The organism is Acinetobacter sp. 25-47-130 (assembly GCF_056779705.1).
In genome coordinates this window covers 278,633-293,562 of record NZ_JBWYII010000001.1, presented here as the reverse complement: position 1 = coordinate 293,562, position 14,930 = coordinate 278,633, and the positions used below count along the sequence as shown (strand labels likewise).

Genomic DNA, 14,930 nt, shown 5'->3' with positions numbered 1-14,930 from the left:
TGCCACATTATAGGCTGAGTATGCCCAAAACGCTATGCCTGTCATAGGTTTATTTTCACCACTTACTGTACTGATGCTGTTAATTTAATCGCAGCTCCAGACTTAATAAGTTCCAATTTTTCAACACTTAAACCCATTTGAACCAATTGGGTAAGAAAATTTGCGAGGATCGCGTAGTTTTCATGCTCAGCACTGATCATTAATTTATTATCGCTTGGTTGTGTGACCACAGATAATCCTGCTTGTTGTGACACACGCTGAATTTTATCCGAAGGTGTTAGGCTTAAATCTGTTGAAGATTTCATTGTCACCACATTGGATTGCATCCACACCAATGTGTCTTTCAGTTCATTCAATCTTTTTTGCTGATTATCTGCTGCTTCGTGCATTTTCCACAAAGCAGATCCAATTGATGCGACGACAACGATAATCGTTGCAGCGATGACAAGTACACGCTCACGCACACTCAATGACGATAAATAGTCATCAATCTTTTCAAATAATTGATCAAATTGATTTTGAAATTTTTCTAAAGTTTTCATTATTGTACTTTCACCAAACCAACGACCATTTTATCCTGAGTTTGCACATTCCCAAGTTCAGCTTTGAAGCCTTGCTGATTCATTTGCTGAATTAGATTTTGTAATTTTTCGGATGAGTCCGCCACCAAATCCATACTTAAACCAGATGCTTCATAAGAAACACGATTTGCGATAATTTGATGTTGCATTAAAATCGGACCTACACGGCTGATTAACTGTAAGACCTCAGTATTTGCAGGTTTACTCATCCGCAAATTACTTTCAAATTGGCTTCGCAAATTTTGCTCATTGAGACGACTATTGGGTCCAAACCAAGATTGATACTGCTCTACCGCAACCAAAGCCGTTTGATCAGATACTTTTTTTAACTTTACCCAACGCACTAAATCATAACTGAATTGCACTACAAGCAAGCCCACAAGCAGTGCTGCACATGCTTTCCAATAGCCTGAGATTCCACCCTCTGTGTTTTTTGCTTTAGGCAAAACATTGAATGGATGATTCTTTAATTTTTTTTCAGCTTTAAATACATAATTAAAGCTTTCCCGCTCATTTTGTTCCGTTGCATGAATTAAACTCATCATCTGATCATCATTTAACCGATCATGCAAAATATGTATAGGCTTTGGCAGTAAATCTAAAAACAATGCTAAATCATCAATCGCAAAACCTTGATTTGATCCTGTTCTCGCCAATAAATGCCCATGAATATTAGCTAAAATAGTTTGTCCATGTTCTGGCACTGGTAAGATCAAAAAATCAGGTAATAGCGCAACCACTTTCACAGGAATCAAGTTCAGAGCATGTTGCATTGTCTGGACTTGGTATTGACTGATCCCCATTACTGACAATTGATCAGGTGCCTCAAATTGAGTAAGCACTTTCATCTGATCAATGGAGTGAATGGTATATTCTTCAAGTAAATATTTAGCGCCTTCGCTTCCAATTTGCTTGAATTGAGCTTTGGGCATATTCTGTTGAATAATTTGCACATCATGGCTTGAAAAGAATACAACAGCTTCTTGTCCATGATACGGTTGAGTATCTTGAATTAACTCTTCTAGCGTTGTTGATGAATTCCAATTTTCACCATTTGACCAGAGCCAAACCCCATTCGACACTGGCATCCATAAATACAACATTAATTTTATTCTGCCGTTTTATTCATTAAACACTTATGGTTATTAAGCTGACGGTACAAAATGTTTTAATTTTGTGGAAAGTCCCGCAGCAATGACTGTCTGATCATAAATCCGCGCTTCAGCAAGTGCAAAAGGATTAAAAAATTCAGACGTAATAATTTCTTCAATATATGCCACAACATTCATATGACATACAACCACAATATTCTCAAAAGGTAGTTGAGATAACCACTCAACTGCAACTTTAGCATCATCGTCAGGTTTAATTTTATCACATACTAAAACTTCAACATTTGGAAAGAATAGCTGTATATGTTTTAAAGTTTCCTGCGCCCTGAGCAAAGTACTCACTACAAATATATCAGGTGCAACCATGTCTTTTAAAAAGTGTGCAGTTTGTTCAGCTTGAATATGACCCCGCTCGGTCAGTGGTCGTTTCGAGTCATGACCATTAATTGGTGGAGCGGCTTCACCATGACGAACTAAAGTGAGTTGCATTTGTTTTCCCTAAACCATGTGTCATCCATCATATCTAAACATTATGACAATGATGATAAACCATTCATTAATCTTAAACTTTATGATGCGGCAATACGAATTCAACATCACTTCGATGACCATTCTTCATCAAAGATAATGCAATATGTAATGGTGGTGCACCTTCATAAATCACTTCGTAGAGTGCTGTGGTGATTGGCATATAGACATCAAGCTCTTTGGCTCTTGCATTCACTTGCACAATGGTATTAATCCCTTCAGCTGTTTGACCCAGTTCCGTCGTTGCCTGCTCTAAGGTTTTACCTGAACCTAAAGCAAATCCAACTTGATAATTTCGACTTAAGGGACTATTACACGTTGCGAATAAATCGCCAACACCAGACAAACCTAAGAATGTCAGTGGATTTGCACCTAGCTGTACAGCGAAGCGACTCATTTCCGCCAACGCACGTGTCAAAATCATGCTTTTGGTATTTTCGCCAACGTTATAAGCTGCAGCCATCCCCATTGCGACAGCATAGATATTTTTAAGTGCACCTCCAAGCTCCACGCCATGTACATCATCGCTTCCAAATACACGAAATAGTGCACTGTGTAATGCTTGTTGCACTGCATATCTCACCAATTCAGAATGGCTGGCAATCACTGTTCCAGCAGGCATTCCTGACATAATTTCTTTCGCTAGATTTGGGCCCGAAAGGACGCCATAAGGCACTTCTGGAAGCTCTTCACGAATAATATCACTCATGAAACTAAAGGTTTTAGCTTCAATCCCTTTTGTGAGTGATACAACTGCCTGAGCGGTGATAAAGGGCTTAATCTGTTTGAGTACATCTCGGAATGAATGGCTCGGAATAGCAACCAAAATAATGTCTCGATCTCGAACAGCTTTTTCAAGATTGGATTCTGCTTTTAATGCTGGCTCAAGGTTATAATCTGGCAAATATCTTGAATTTACATGTGTTCGATTTATTTCTTTCGCAATTTCCTCATCACGGATCCAAATCATGGTATCACAACCATTTCGTACTGCCGTATTCGCCATGGCTGTACCAAAACTACCACCACCAAGAATCGTAACACGCAAGGCTGTTTTATGATCAATTGCAACTGGCTCGACCAAATCTGAAAACTTTAATTCCGACATTCTTTTAAATCCTAAACATTCTTTTTCTAATCGTTAAATTTGCAATGTTGCAATTACGGCTGCCAAAAACTGACGAATGCATCTGTTTCAATCTCAGCGCGTGGTGCAATCGCCTTAAAAGCAGTCCCTACATAAATGATACCTGAAATTAAATCATGCGTTTGTAGCCCAAGCTTTCTTTTAAATAGATCTGACTCCACAACAGCACCACTGCGCCACATGGTATTGAAACCCTGAGCTTGTAAACTGAGCAAAAGATTTTGTATTGCAGCGCCTGAACTTAAAGTTTGCTCAAAATATGGAACTTTCGCATGATCATGAAATCGTGTTACAGCGATAATCAGCATAGGTGCACGCATAGGATGATGACGTACGCGTTCAATTTGAATTGAATCAGTTTCACCAAGGTCTGCTACTGCTTCACTGAGTAAAACACCAAATGCTTCACGTTGCTCTCCTTTCACAACAATAAATTGCGTCGGTTTCAGACGATGATGATCGGGTGCGGTTAAAGCGGCTTTAAAAGCTAATTCTAATTGTTCTGCGTTAGGATGAGGTTCTACCAAATGACCAACGGATTGACGCTGATGAATATTGTCATGCACTACTTGAGAAAATTGATCTGACATTTGAAGACTAATCTTTAAACTAACACTATATACTTAAGCTTAGCACAAACATTGAAAACTACTCTACAGTTATACTTATACACGAGGCATGCAGCATAATTACAATCAAACATAAATCAGGCATTTCACTTCAAAATCGATACAAAACATGCTTAATTCTTTGGAATTTAAGCCCTAGCATACATGACTGAGCTCCAAACTTAATATTGCAACGCTAGAGGAAAAATAAAATGAAAAAATTAATGACATTGGCTTCTGTAGCGACTACAACAATTCTCCTGAGTGCTTGTGCATCAACACCGACTGAAACACTTGCTATTCAAAAACCAAACAATCAATATGAAGTGTCAGGATTAGGCAAAACCCAAGTTCTTGCAAAAAATAATGTAATTTCTGCCGCGAACAAAACTTGTGGTAAGAATTCTGCGCCTGTCTTAATTGACGAAAAAACTGAATATAACGGCGCACTAAAAGGTGTTGTGGATGAACAGACTGGTAAACTCATTACTGCAGCTTCATCAGTTCTTGGCTCTGTGATCGGCACTAAAAATACAATCGAAAAAGACACTGACTACCAAACAACAATCACCTTCAGCTGTAATTCAACCCGCTAAAATTTCCTATAAAAAAAGTCCCTTTGATGGGACTTTTTTTATTGAGCAATTAGCAATAACCATCTAAACGTGTCAATGGAATCTTTTGACCAATCGCTTTTTCGATCTCAGGTAAATAAAAAGCATCATCTTCTGACAAGAAACTGATACTCACCCCTCTTGTTCCTGCTCGACCTGTACGACCTATACGGTGTACATAATCATCAGACTGCTCAGGCAGAGTAAAATTAATCACGTGTGACACACCATCCACATGAATACCTCGACCAGCCACATCTGTTGCGATCATAATGTTGTGTTTGCCATTTTTAAATTGATCCAACATCTTTAAACGTTTATCTTGCGCGATTTCACCAGATAACATCACTACCTTGTAACCATCATGCTTAAGATGATCATACAGCTTACGGACCTGATCACGGCGGTTTGCAAATATCATGACCTTTTCAATGGGCTCATCACGCAATATTTCTTGCAGCAATTTGTATTTATCTGATTTCCCAACCACATAAATACGTTGCTCTACGTCAGCATTGGTTTTTTTCTCAGGCTCAATTTCGACAGTAACAGGTTCAAATAACCATTGTTGAGCAAGATTGAGTACATCATAACTAAACGTAGCAGAGAACATTAAAGTTTGACGTTGTTCTTTGCGTGGAGAGAATCGCACAATGCGTTTAACAGAAGGAATAAATCCCATATCTAGTAAACGATCTGCCTCATCAATGACTAAAAATTCAATTTGATCCAACCAAATTTCTTTTTGTTCAGTAAAATCAATCAAACGACCTGGTGTCGCGACAAGAATATCTACGAAATTTTCATCCAGTTGTTTTTTTTGCTTATCGAAGTCTACACCACCCACCAAAGTCACAACATTTAAGTCGGTAAACTTAGTCAGATCACGTGCATCGTTTTCAATTTGAATCGCAAGCTCACGCGTTGGTGCCATAATTAGAGCACGGGGTTCACCACGATAACGCTGTGTTTGTATCGGATTGTTCAATAAATCATTAATAACACTAATTAAGAATGCTGCGGTTTTTCCTGTGCCTGTTTGTGCACGTCCAATTGCATCATGCCCTGCCAACGTATATTTCAATACTTTCTGTTGAATGGGGGTCATTTCATTAAACCCTAAAGCATCAATCGCTTGCTTAAGTTGCGGATGTAAATTAAGGGTTTCGAAACCTGATGACATATAAGGGGCTCTACAATCAATATTTGATAATGGTCTATAGTATAAACAAAAAACGCCCCAATTTATCAAAATTGGAGCGCAACCTAATTTTCAGTGAAAAGCAGGATTAGTCTAAAGGCTGAACTTCTTCAGCTTGAAAACCTTTTTGACCTTGTACAACGCTGAATTCTACGCGTTGACCGTCACGAAGTGAACGGTGGCCTTCACCTTGAATAGCACGGAAATGAACGAATACGTCATCACCGCCTGCGCGTTGAATAAAGCCAAAACCTTTAGTATCGTTAAACCACTTAACAACGCCTTGTTCGCGAGCTGTCATAAGTTAATCCTCAGTTGGTAAGAAAAGGGACCACCCGGTGTTGCAAACAGCAGAGCAAACAAATTTTAAAACATTTTTTATTTCAAAGCTTGTAATCATTCTGTAAAACTATTAACAAAATCCCGGTTATATCCATTATAAATAAGGCTTAGAGAACAAATTTCTCTACGCAATCCTTAAGTACGCATTGAGCTTAACATGGGTACAACACAATTAATAGAAAAATTTTAGCTAATTATCTAACTAAAACTTGTATATTAATCACACAAATTTAGTGCAAAAATTGCACTTTATTTGAACAGTTCATCTAAATCATTTAATTTTATTCTTAAGTCACACTTTTGCTAGAATAATGACCAACTTTATTATTCAATCTCGTGTTTTACTATGTCTCAAGTGTTAATCGATGCGATGGGTAAACCTTGCCCTTTACCTTTACTGCTACTTAAGAAATCGATGAAACAAAATAGTGCACCTCAGCAATTTTTATTAAAAGCTTCAGATCCGAACAGTCAAATCGATATTCAACGTTATTGTCAGCTACATAAATTGACATGCGCATTTAAACAAGTTTCGGATTCTGAATTTCATTACGTGATTGAATCTTAGGTGTTTTCATCTAAATTAATCATGGATAAATATTGTATTTAAATTTACATTTCACTACCCAAATTCGCTTAATTCTGTATGCTATAAGGATTAAGATGAATGTAATTGGTTTTTTAAACTATTTTCCTATAAGGAGTACTCATGACTGACAGCAGCAATCAATTGATGCCCCTGTCATTGTCTGCGCCCGGGGTCAATTTAGGTGCTTACATTAGTACTGTAAACCAGATCCCTATTTTGACAGCTGAACAAGAAAAAGAGTTAGCTGAACGTTATTTTTATGACCAAGATCTAGACGCAGCTAAAATGCTGGTGATGTCCCACCTTCGTTTTGTTGTGCATATTGCCCGCAGTTACGCAGGTTACGGCTTACCTCAAGGCGATTTAATCCAAGAAGGTAATTTAGGCTTGATGAAAGCTGTAAAACGCTTCGATCCCAATATGGGAGTACGCTTAGTTTCTTTTGCAGTACATTGGATTAAAGCTGAAATCCACGAATATGTGATTCGTAACTGGCGTATTGTTAAAATTGCGACAACTAAAGCTCAACGTAAACTGTTCTTCAACTTAAGAAGCTTAAAAAAATCGAGCAAGAAATTAACGCTCGAGGAAGCGCAATCTATTGCGGCTGATTTAAATGTAACAGCTGAACAAGTTCTTGAAATGGAAGGTCGTTTAACAGCTTATGACGCAGCCTTCGAAGCTCAATCTGATGAAGATGATGAAAGCTCAGTTCATGTCGCTCCTGCGCTTTACTTAGAGGATAATCGTTATGACCCTGCTCGTTTAGCAGAGGAAGAAGATTATGAATCTCAGAGCACCTCTGCTTTACATGAAGCAATGGATCAGCTGGATGATCGTTCACGCAATATTTTACAGCGCCGCTGGTTAGATGATGATAAGTCTACGTTGCATGAACTAGCAGCCGAATATAATGTTTCCGCTGAACGTATTCGCCAGCTTGAAAAAAATGCCATGGACAAGATCAAGATCGCCATGTCATCAAATTAATACGATTACAAAAAAAGAGCTATAAGCTCTTTTTTTGTATTTACGCTATGCAAGTTTAAAAAAATCGTACGTCATGTATGCTATCGTATGACGCAATTTTCGATTGGGAATAACCTGATGTGGATCTCAATATCAGCCATTAATTTAGCGCTTGCCGTAATGCTAGGTGCTTTCGGCGCTCATGGCCTTAAAGCTCGTGCAACCGAAGCCCAACTGACATGGTGGCAGACTGCAACTGATTATTTCTTTTATCATGCAATTGGATTATTAATACTCGCACTCATACCAAAAATAATTCCAAACTTTTCAACTCAATTCAGCTTTATCTTCATCCAGTTCGGTATCATTTTATTTTGTGGATCTCTATATCTCATGGCTTTAGGGCTCCCGCGCGGGTTAGGGGCAATTACACCTCTTGGTGGAGCATTGATGATTATTGGCTGGCTACTTTTAGCATGGCAAGCATTCAAAATTCAACATTAATTTGAAGGTCATCTGATGAATATTTTTTTAAATGGCGAGTCGATTCAAACGCAATGCCAAAACTTATTAGAACTGGTTCAAGAATTATCGCTAGAAGGTAAACGATTTGCTGTTGAAAAAAATGAAATGATCATTTCAAAAAGTAAACTAGCAGATACCCCTATTTCAGATGCTGACCGTATAGAAATAATTCATGCTGTTGGCGGTGGTTAACTCGGAGTAAATATGGAAGATAGTCCGTTGATCATAGGATCACGTTCATTTAGTTCACGACTATTAGTGGGCACTGGAAAATATAAGGATATGCAGGAAACTGACTTAGCAATCCAAGCCAGTGGTGCTGAGATCGTTACTGTTGCAATCCGTCGCGTAAACATTGGTCAAAATCCAGATCAACCTAACCTACTCTCAGTGATTCCACCGGAAAAATACACCATTCTTCCCAATACAGCTGGTTGCTTTGATGCCAATAGTGCCATTCGCACTTGTATGCTCGCACGTGAACTTTTAGATGGTCACAATTTAGTCAAGCTTGAAGTATTAGGTGATGAAAAAACGCTTTATCCTAATATTACTGAAACCTTAAAAGCTGCAAGAACATTGATCGATGATGGTTTTGAAATCATGGTTTATACCTCTGATGATCCTATCGTCGCGCAAGAACTTGAGAGTATGGGCTGTGTCGCTATTATGCCTTTGGGGAGTTTAATTGGTTCTGGTTTAGGTATTCTTAATCCACATACCATTTCTATCATCAAAGAAAATGCCAAAGTCCCTGTATTGGTGGATGCTGGGGTTGGTACAGCTAGTGATGCTGCTATTGCGATGGAATTAGGTTGTGATGGCGTACTCATGAACACTGCAATTGCTGCTGCACAGAATCCGATTCTAATGGCTTCTGCTATGAAAAAAGCCGTTGAAGCTGGACGCGAGGCTTATCTTGCTGGTCGTATGCCACGCAAACGTATGGCAAATGCAAGCTCTCCAGAAACTGGATACTTTTTTAAATAAAAAAAACCCACTTTTTAAAGTGGGTTTTTTCTTAACTCACTCGACGATACAAAGGATCATCCAATCCATCAATTTTGATAAAGTTAGGTAAATCTTTTATTCTTTCAATCCAAGCGCGTACGTTTGGATAAGGCTCTAGAGAAATATCACCCATAGGTGCTAACGCGACATAGACAAACACTGCGATATCCGCAATAGTTGGTCTATTATTCGCTAACCATTCACGGTCTTTGAGCACACCATCTAAAATAGCCAAAGATTTGTGACCACGTATTTTCGCCTCTTTAAATGTTTGCTCAGTACTTTCTAATCCCAAACCATTGTATGGACCTTTGAAAGACAATATCGCGCGTGCCGTGAAAACCCCGAATTGCACCCAACTGGCAGCAAAGGCAAGCCAATCTAAAATTTTAGCTTGTTCTACTAAATCTTCAGACCACCATGTGTTTTTATATGAATATTTACCTGCTAAATACACCAAAATTGCGGCAGAATCAGTTAAAACAATATCGCCATCTACTAATGCTGGCACTTCGCCTTTAGGATTAATTTTTAAAAATTTCTCACTATGCTGTTCATCACTGAAATAATCTAGTTCTACAATTTCAAGATCCACTTTCAATAATGCTACTAACAGACGTACTTTATAACTGTTACCTGATTCGTTGTAAGAATATAATTTCAAACTCATTTTTTAGTCCAACGATTTAAATACAAAATATAAATATCAGATTTAAATCAGCAACTTAAATAATGTTTAGTTCAAAAAATATCATGAATAACGATATCTTATTTAATGAATTACCACTGAATCTGAAACGAATTATGATGAAAAATTTGTCTTTTTAATGCTCTCTATTTCTGAAAAATATTTGTGAAATTTCTTTGAAAATTTTAGAGTAAAAAAAGAGCCTTTCGGCTCTTTCTCGAAACAAACGGAACGAAACCTTACCTGTTAAGGAATCAATCCTTCATCTCGCATCGCAATCTGTACAGACTGACGCTCTGCAACTTTATTGCGTATATGAATAATATTTTTATAATGACTCAAGTCATGTTCAATATGATTAGACCAATTGGTGAGTACAAATAAGTACGCATCTGCAGGTCCAAAATTATCATCTACCAAATAATCATTATTAGATTCACCAATGGTTTTATCAATGAAAGTCAGTAAACGATCAACTTCGGCATACGCTTTTTGTTTAGCATCTTCCGTGAGTGGTGCACCAAAAAACACTGCATAAGCATCGTGTAATTCAGAATTTAGATAACCAAGCCACTCCAGTACTTTTGCTCGACCTAATCCAGAAGGTGGAATTAAATCTTGAGCAGGATCATGCTGTGCCAAAAATGGTAAAATTGCGACATTTTCCGTTAAAATTAAGCCAGGATTAATTTCTAGCGCCGGCACATAGCCTTTAGGATTAATTGCGAAGTAATCTTCGCCTTTTTCAGTGGTATGAGTTTTAAGATCAACACGAACCAAATCAAAATCAACATTAATTTCATTTAAAATAATATGCGCTGCGAGTGAACATGCACCTGGCGAATAATACAACTTCATACTTTTTCCTTGTTATCTAACTACTATCATTTTTAAATTGCTTCACGCTTTTTTTCAATAAGAACTGTTTTTTAAATTGCAAGCAAGCGTAAACATCGATGATCTCCTTATGAATATTGTGCAGATTGAATTAATTTTCAAGCTTTTTTCAGCTTTTATTTGTGTGATGTTTTACCATAGCGCTGCTACATCTTTGTGAAAGGCAAATTGTGATTTATTTAAAGAAAGATCAGTGGTTTTCTAACATTCGAACTGACGTACTTGCAGGCTTAGTCGTAGGCTTAGCTTTGATTCCAGAGTCAATCGCATTTTCGGCGATAGCTGGCGTTGATCCTCAGGTAGGTCTGTATGCCTCATTCTGTATAGCTGTTACGATCGCCTTCTTTGGTGGTAGGACTGCTATGATTTCGGCTGCTACAGGTGCGATGGCGCTGCTGATGATCACTCTTGTTAAAGAACACGGATTACAATATTTATTGGCAGCTACGATTCTGACAGGTGTAATTCAAATTATCGCAGGATATCTCAAAGTCGCAAAACTCATGCGTTTTGTTTCCCAGTCAGTGGTCTATGGTTTCTTAAATGCTTTAGCGATTCTCATTTTTATCGCTCAATTTCCAGAAATTGCTCAAATGAATAGCTTAGGCTATATATTTTTAGCGATTGGTTTATTGGTCATTTACGCATTTCCCTATTTACCCAAAATCGGAAAAATCATACCATCGCCATTAGTGTGTATTATTGTACTCAGTGTATTGGCACTTCTACTTGGCGCTGACATGAGAACAGTTAGTGATTTAGGTGCATTCCCAGATACCTTGCCTGTATTTTTAGTTCCTGAAATTCCATTCAATCTCGACACTTTACTTATTATTTTACCGTACTCTCTCACGCTCGCCACAGTTGGTTTGCTTGAGACCATGATGACTACGACTGTGATTGATGAAATGACTGAGTCTGAAGGAGATCGTCATCAAGAATGTCGCGGTCAAGGGATCGCGAACATGGTAAGTGGCTTTATGGGGGGGATGGCTGGATGTGCAATGATCGGGCAATCCATCATCAATGTCAGCTCAGGTGCAAGAACAAGATTATCGACATTAGTGGCTGGTGTTTTTTTGCTATGTCTCGTGGTCTTCTTTAAAGATTGGTTGGCTTATATTCCTATGGCTGCTTTAGTCGCCATTATGATCATGGTCGCGTTCACGACATTTAATTGGGATTCAGTAAAAAATTTCCGCAAACATCCCGTGCAAAGTAATGTTGTCATGCTTACTGTCGTGATGATTGTTCTTGCAACACATAACCTTGCTCTAGGCGTATTGATTGGTGTAATTCTGTCAGCCCTATTTCTCATTAATAAACTCGAGAGTGAAGTAAAAGTTCAATCTGAATTAGAAAATCACGTGCGCTACTATACGGTGAAAGGTCAAATATTTTTCAGTAGCGCAGAAATTTTTTATGCATTTTTTGATTTCAAAGAAGATATCAAGCAAGTAGAAATAGATCTCAGCTATGCTCATATTTGGGACATCACTTCTGTCAATATGTTAGCGAATGTCGTAGCTAAATTTGAAGCTCAAGGGACTCAGGTACGTGTGATTGGTTTAAACCAAGCGAGCGTAACATTGATAGAACGTATCTCAAACACTTAAAAAAAGAGCCAAATGGCTCTTTTTTTTACTGCTAAGTTTTAGGAATAGTTTCTGCGTCTCCAACCAACCAAGGCTAACAGGCTTAATCCTAAAATGGATAGCCAGTTCAACGAACCACCACCTGACTTAGTGTCACGCTGTGGCTGCTCAGCATTTGTTGAGCTGTTGAGCTCTAAGTCGACAATCACTGGATCATGATCAGATGATCTAAATGCATGATCAGCATAAAAGAGCGACTTCTGCTCTGTAGTCTTAAATTCTTCGTTATAATCTAGATTCATTGGCTCATCAGCGTTGATGTGCCATACAAATGCACGCTTAACCGCAGGAAATAACGAAGCATCAGCTAAAGCATGATCCAAATTACCGGCTCCACCAAATCCAGCTTTGTTACTGTCGACACCAAATACATAGGTATACGCCTGTTCGCCGAGCCCTACAACTTTGTCCGCCAGTACATTCGTATAATTAGCACGCTCTAAAGCCAAGATAGGATCTTCTTTTGCATAACTGTTTAAATCTCCAATCAAGAGCGTATTCGGATGACCTGTAATTTGCATTGGATTCTTTGCAATCCACTGCATGAGTTGTTGTACCGCTTTAACTCGTGTCGCATTCCAACACCCCTGACCATCACCTTGATCCGCATCAGCAGATTGATCATTTGAAGGACAACTTCCTTTAGACTTCAAATGATTCGGAATAACCGTAAAGATTTTACCGCCACTCACTGGTTGAAAACTTTGAGCAAGGGTCACTCGATTTCTTTGTGACTGGTCATCAAACACTGCAGCAGCGTTAACAGGTTTTACACGCTTACTGTTGTAAATAATCGCAACAGCAATCGCATCATCACCTAATCGATTTGAATTTGGCGGAGTGATATATTTCCACTCCGATCCAAGTGCTCGTGTTAAATATGCAATCGCACTATTTTCACCATAACCATTATTCGCAATTTCCATTAAACCAAATACATCAGCATCGATTTCTTTCATTGCACTGACTATTTTGGTATGTTGCTTCTCAAACTCAGCTTTGCTGCTAGCACCTCGCTCAGTTGGAAAACCATTTAAACCATTATCATAGTTCAAAACATTGAAAGCCACGACACGGGTTTGGTTTGAATTTTTCTGAATCATTGGTGGCCGCGGGTTATTGGCTTTAATTTGGATTTGAGTACGACCTTGTACAGGTTGAATACGCCAAGAATTAAATCGATATTCTAGAATACCCTCAACAGCATTTAACTGATCACCTGCACGTAGGGTATTTAAAGCACTAAACTGACTTGGCAATGTAGGCGTTAAATTTTGTGCATTATATCCATCATCAAGTTCAATTTTGGACAAAAGATTTTTTTGCGCCAATGCCGTTGCTTCTGCTGATTTAGCTGGATAAATATTGGTCGGCATAAACAAACGTCCTAGACTTAATGACAGTTGTCCGTAGCGACCATAATTGTAATTTTCACTTACCGTTAATGTTTGAGGTATTTTAACCAACATACCTTGATAACGCTTTGGCGCATGCCCTGAAGCGTTAGTTAAACTCTCAAATGGTAACTCGATTGATAATGGCGTTATCCAAGCGCTTGCCGCTTGATTACAAGTTAAAATATTTTCGGATAAATTATCAATCTGTAACTGATTTTGATATTCAGTTAATCGACCTTTAAGAACGACTTCTTCTCCGACTTTTCCTCCTTTTATAGGACTTGAAGCAGGAGCATATACAAAAATCGCGTTAGTTAGATCGGGTTTTGCTTTGGCATCAGGGGTTTGGATATAGAAACCTGAGAATCCATTCGCATAACGATAATCCGCAGTAATCACCCCCTTCACAGTATAGTTTTGATTCTTAGCTGCTTGTGAGAGTTCAGCGATAGGTGTATTCGCAGAGTTACAACTTAGAGTCGTCGGAGATGGCTCTATTGGTTCATTTGTACTAATCGCTAAATACTGGTTAAAAGCATTGCGATCCGACCATTTAGCCCACTCTTTTTGAATTTCAAAGGGTGCAGATGGATCTATCGAAACGACATCATGTGTTTTCTTTGTACGTTCAAAGCTTAAACCGGTTGCCCAGTTTTGCTGCATTCCAATCGCACCAAAACGGTCGACAGCCACATTGTTTTTATAGAGAACAATTGCATCATCGCCATTAAATGAAAGGTTAGCAGTTTGCTGAACAGCTTCACCCAATTCAGTTTTTAAATTTGAATGTCCAATTAAAAAGTGCTGCTGAGTTGTTAAAGTTCCTTGCAGCTTGACCATCAAATTCGCAGTGGTTTGACCATTCGGAAATATTTTTAATTGATATGCGGATAAATCAACAACACCTCCATCTGGATTGTATAGTTCAATACCTTTCTTGTTATTATTACCATCCACATACTGGCTGATCATGAGTTCAGCATACGGCGTTGAACTAAATCCGATCATACATAAAGATAATATGAGTTTATTCATTTTAAGTCTTATTCATTGTTCATATTATTTT

At 38.3% G+C, this 14,930-nt stretch carries 17 protein-coding genes; 7 read left to right on the top strand and 10 right to left on the bottom strand.

What is annotated here, in order from left to right; genetic code table 11:
* Positions 1–62: 62 nt before the first annotated feature.
* The 5 genes from gspM to AC1M83_RS01380 form a co-directional block, all read right to left on the bottom strand.
* Positions 63–542 (bottom strand): type II secretion system protein GspM, encoded by a 480-nt coding sequence (gspM, locus tag AC1M83_RS01400; RefSeq protein WP_481589799.1) that lies wholly within the window; start codon positions 540–542, stop codon positions 63–65.
* Entirely contained in the window at positions 542–1,684 is a 1,143-nt protein-coding gene (gene gspL / locus AC1M83_RS01395) for a type II secretion system protein GspL (RefSeq protein WP_481589798.1), read from the bottom strand. Before gspL ends, gspM begins: the two co-directional genes overlap by 1 nt.
* A 42-nt stretch (positions 1,685–1,726) precedes the next feature.
* A complete protein-coding gene (locus AC1M83_RS01390) occupies positions 1,727–2,182 on the bottom strand; it encodes a phosphoglycerate mutase family protein (RefSeq protein ID WP_481589797.1) in 456 nt (151 codons plus the stop codon).
* A gap of 73 nt (positions 2,183–2,255) precedes the next feature.
* Complete coding sequence (locus AC1M83_RS01385) at positions 2,256–3,329, bottom strand: NAD(P)H-dependent glycerol-3-phosphate dehydrogenase (protein WP_481588416.1); 1,074 nt, start codon at positions 3,327–3,329, stop codon at positions 2,256–2,258.
* 53 nt (positions 3,330–3,382) lie between these two features.
* A complete protein-coding gene (locus tag AC1M83_RS01380) occupies positions 3,383–3,958 on the bottom strand; it encodes a nitroreductase family protein (RefSeq protein WP_035268783.1) in 576 nt (191 codons plus the stop codon).
* Positions 3,959–4,188: 230 nt separating this feature from the next.
* Here AC1M83_RS01380 and AC1M83_RS01375 point away from each other — a divergent pair, with 230 nt between their 5' ends.
* Positions 4,189–4,572 carry a hypothetical protein gene (locus tag AC1M83_RS01375; protein WP_481589796.1) on the top strand — a complete coding sequence of 128 codons (384 nt, stop codon included), beginning with the start codon at positions 4,189–4,191 and terminating at the stop codon, positions 4,570–4,572.
* A 49-nt stretch (positions 4,573–4,621) separates the two neighbouring features.
* Here the strand turns inward: AC1M83_RS01375 and rhlB are convergent, their stop codons facing one another.
* Together rhlB and AC1M83_RS01365 are read right to left on the bottom strand one after the other, a co-directional pair.
* Complete coding sequence (gene rhlB / locus AC1M83_RS01370) at positions 4,622–5,773, bottom strand: ATP-dependent RNA helicase RhlB (RefSeq protein ID WP_481589795.1); 1,152 nt, start codon at positions 5,771–5,773, stop codon at positions 4,622–4,624.
* Between the two features lie 106 nt (positions 5,774–5,879).
* Positions 5,880–6,092 carry a cold-shock protein gene (locus AC1M83_RS01365; protein WP_004824348.1) on the bottom strand — a complete coding sequence of 71 codons (213 nt, stop codon included), beginning with the start codon at positions 6,090–6,092 and terminating at the stop codon, positions 5,880–5,882.
* Positions 6,093–6,479: 387 nt separating this feature from the next.
* Between AC1M83_RS01365 and AC1M83_RS01360 the strand changes: the two genes are divergently transcribed.
* The 5 genes from AC1M83_RS01360 to AC1M83_RS01340 all read left to right on the top strand — a co-directional run bounded on the left by AC1M83_RS01360 (position 6,480) and on the right by AC1M83_RS01340 (position 9,206).
* A complete protein-coding gene (locus tag AC1M83_RS01360; RefSeq protein ID WP_035265917.1) occupies positions 6,480–6,701 on the top strand; it encodes a sulfurtransferase TusA family protein in 222 nt (73 codons plus the stop codon).
* 141 nt (positions 6,702–6,842) lie between these two features.
* Positions 6,843–7,712 (top strand): RNA polymerase sigma factor RpoH, encoded by an 870-nt coding sequence (rpoH, locus tag AC1M83_RS01355; RefSeq protein ID WP_035265916.1) that lies wholly within the window; start codon positions 6,843–6,845, stop codon positions 7,710–7,712.
* A gap of 117 nt (positions 7,713–7,829) precedes the next feature.
* On the top strand, positions 7,830–8,195 hold the full coding sequence (locus AC1M83_RS01350; RefSeq protein WP_035265913.1) for a DUF423 domain-containing protein: 366 nt from the start codon (positions 7,830–7,832) through the stop codon (positions 8,193–8,195).
* Positions 8,196–8,210: 15 nt separating this feature from the next.
* On the top strand, positions 8,211–8,408 hold the full coding sequence (gene thiS / locus AC1M83_RS01345) for a sulfur carrier protein ThiS (protein WP_035265912.1): 198 nt from the start codon (positions 8,211–8,213) through the stop codon (positions 8,406–8,408).
* Positions 8,409–8,420: 12 nt separating this feature from the next.
* Positions 8,421–9,206 carry a thiazole synthase gene (locus AC1M83_RS01340; RefSeq protein ID WP_092766137.1) on the top strand — a complete coding sequence of 262 codons (786 nt, stop codon included), beginning with the start codon at positions 8,421–8,423 and terminating at the stop codon, positions 9,204–9,206.
* A gap of 31 nt (positions 9,207–9,237) precedes the next feature.
* Here the strand turns inward: AC1M83_RS01340 and AC1M83_RS01335 are convergent, their stop codons facing one another.
* Together AC1M83_RS01335 and AC1M83_RS01330 are read right to left on the bottom strand one after the other, a co-directional pair.
* Complete coding sequence (locus AC1M83_RS01335) at positions 9,238–9,897, bottom strand: glutathione S-transferase family protein (RefSeq protein WP_481589794.1); 660 nt, start codon at positions 9,895–9,897, stop codon at positions 9,238–9,240.
* Positions 9,898–10,161: 264 nt separating this feature from the next.
* Positions 10,162–10,773: a glutathione binding-like protein gene (locus AC1M83_RS01330; protein ID WP_180027603.1), complete on the bottom strand. Its 612-nt coding sequence runs from the start codon at positions 10,771–10,773 to the stop codon at positions 10,162–10,164.
* A gap of 209 nt (positions 10,774–10,982) precedes the next feature.
* Between AC1M83_RS01330 and AC1M83_RS01325 the strand changes: the two genes are divergently transcribed.
* A complete protein-coding gene (locus AC1M83_RS01325; RefSeq protein ID WP_481589793.1) occupies positions 10,983–12,428 on the top strand; it encodes a SulP family inorganic anion transporter in 1,446 nt (481 codons plus the stop codon).
* A gap of 38 nt (positions 12,429–12,466) precedes the next feature.
* Here AC1M83_RS01325 and AC1M83_RS01320 read toward each other — a convergent pair whose 3' ends face one another.
* Positions 12,467–14,899 (bottom strand): ExeM/NucH family extracellular endonuclease, encoded by a 2,433-nt coding sequence (locus tag AC1M83_RS01320; RefSeq protein ID WP_481589792.1) that lies wholly within the window; start codon positions 14,897–14,899, stop codon positions 12,467–12,469.
* Between the last annotated feature and the right edge of the window lie 31 nt (positions 14,900–14,930).

Coding starts and splice junctions, on each gene's coding strand:
- AC1M83_RS01390 (WP_481589797.1), bottom strand. CDS start 2,182: ATGCAACTCACTTTAGTTCGTCATGGTGAAGCCGCTCCACCAATTAAT.
- AC1M83_RS01385 (WP_481588416.1), bottom strand. CDS start 3,329: ATGTCGGAATTAAAGTTTTCAGATTTGGTCGAGCCAGTTGCAATTGAT.
- AC1M83_RS01335 (WP_481589794.1), bottom strand. CDS start 9,897: ATGAGTTTGAAATTATATTCTTACAACGAATCAGGTAACAGTTATAAA.
- AC1M83_RS01340 (WP_092766137.1), top strand. CDS start 8,421: ATGGAAGATAGTCCGTTGATCATAGGATCACGTTCATTTAGTTCACGA.
- AC1M83_RS01330 (WP_180027603.1), bottom strand. CDS start 10,773: ATGAAGTTGTATTATTCGCCAGGTGCATGTTCACTCGCAGCGCATATT.
- gspM (WP_481589799.1), bottom strand. CDS start 542: ATGAAAACTTTAGAAAAATTTCAAAATCAATTTGATCAATTATTTGAA.
- rhlB (WP_481589795.1), bottom strand. CDS start 5,773: ATGTCATCAGGTTTCGAAACCCTTAATTTACATCCGCAACTTAAGCAA.
- gspL (WP_481589798.1), bottom strand. CDS start 1,684: ATGTTGTATTTATGGATGCCAGTGTCGAATGGGGTTTGGCTCTGGTCA.
- AC1M83_RS01365 (WP_004824348.1), bottom strand. CDS start 6,092: ATGACAGCTCGCGAACAAGGCGTTGTTAAGTGGTTTAACGATACTAAA.
- AC1M83_RS01380 (WP_035268783.1), bottom strand. CDS start 3,958: ATGTCAGATCAATTTTCTCAAGTAGTGCATGACAATATTCATCAGCGT.
- rpoH (WP_035265916.1), top strand. CDS start 6,843: ATGACTGACAGCAGCAATCAATTGATGCCCCTGTCATTGTCTGCGCCC.
- thiS (WP_035265912.1), top strand. CDS start 8,211: ATGAATATTTTTTTAAATGGCGAGTCGATTCAAACGCAATGCCAAAAC.
- AC1M83_RS01320 (WP_481589792.1), bottom strand. CDS start 14,899: ATGAATAAACTCATATTATCTTTATGTATGATCGGATTTAGTTCAACG.
- AC1M83_RS01350 (WP_035265913.1), top strand. CDS start 7,830: ATGTGGATCTCAATATCAGCCATTAATTTAGCGCTTGCCGTAATGCTA.
- AC1M83_RS01375 (WP_481589796.1), top strand. CDS start 4,189: ATGAAAAAATTAATGACATTGGCTTCTGTAGCGACTACAACAATTCTC.
- AC1M83_RS01360 (WP_035265917.1), top strand. CDS start 6,480: ATGTCTCAAGTGTTAATCGATGCGATGGGTAAACCTTGCCCTTTACCT.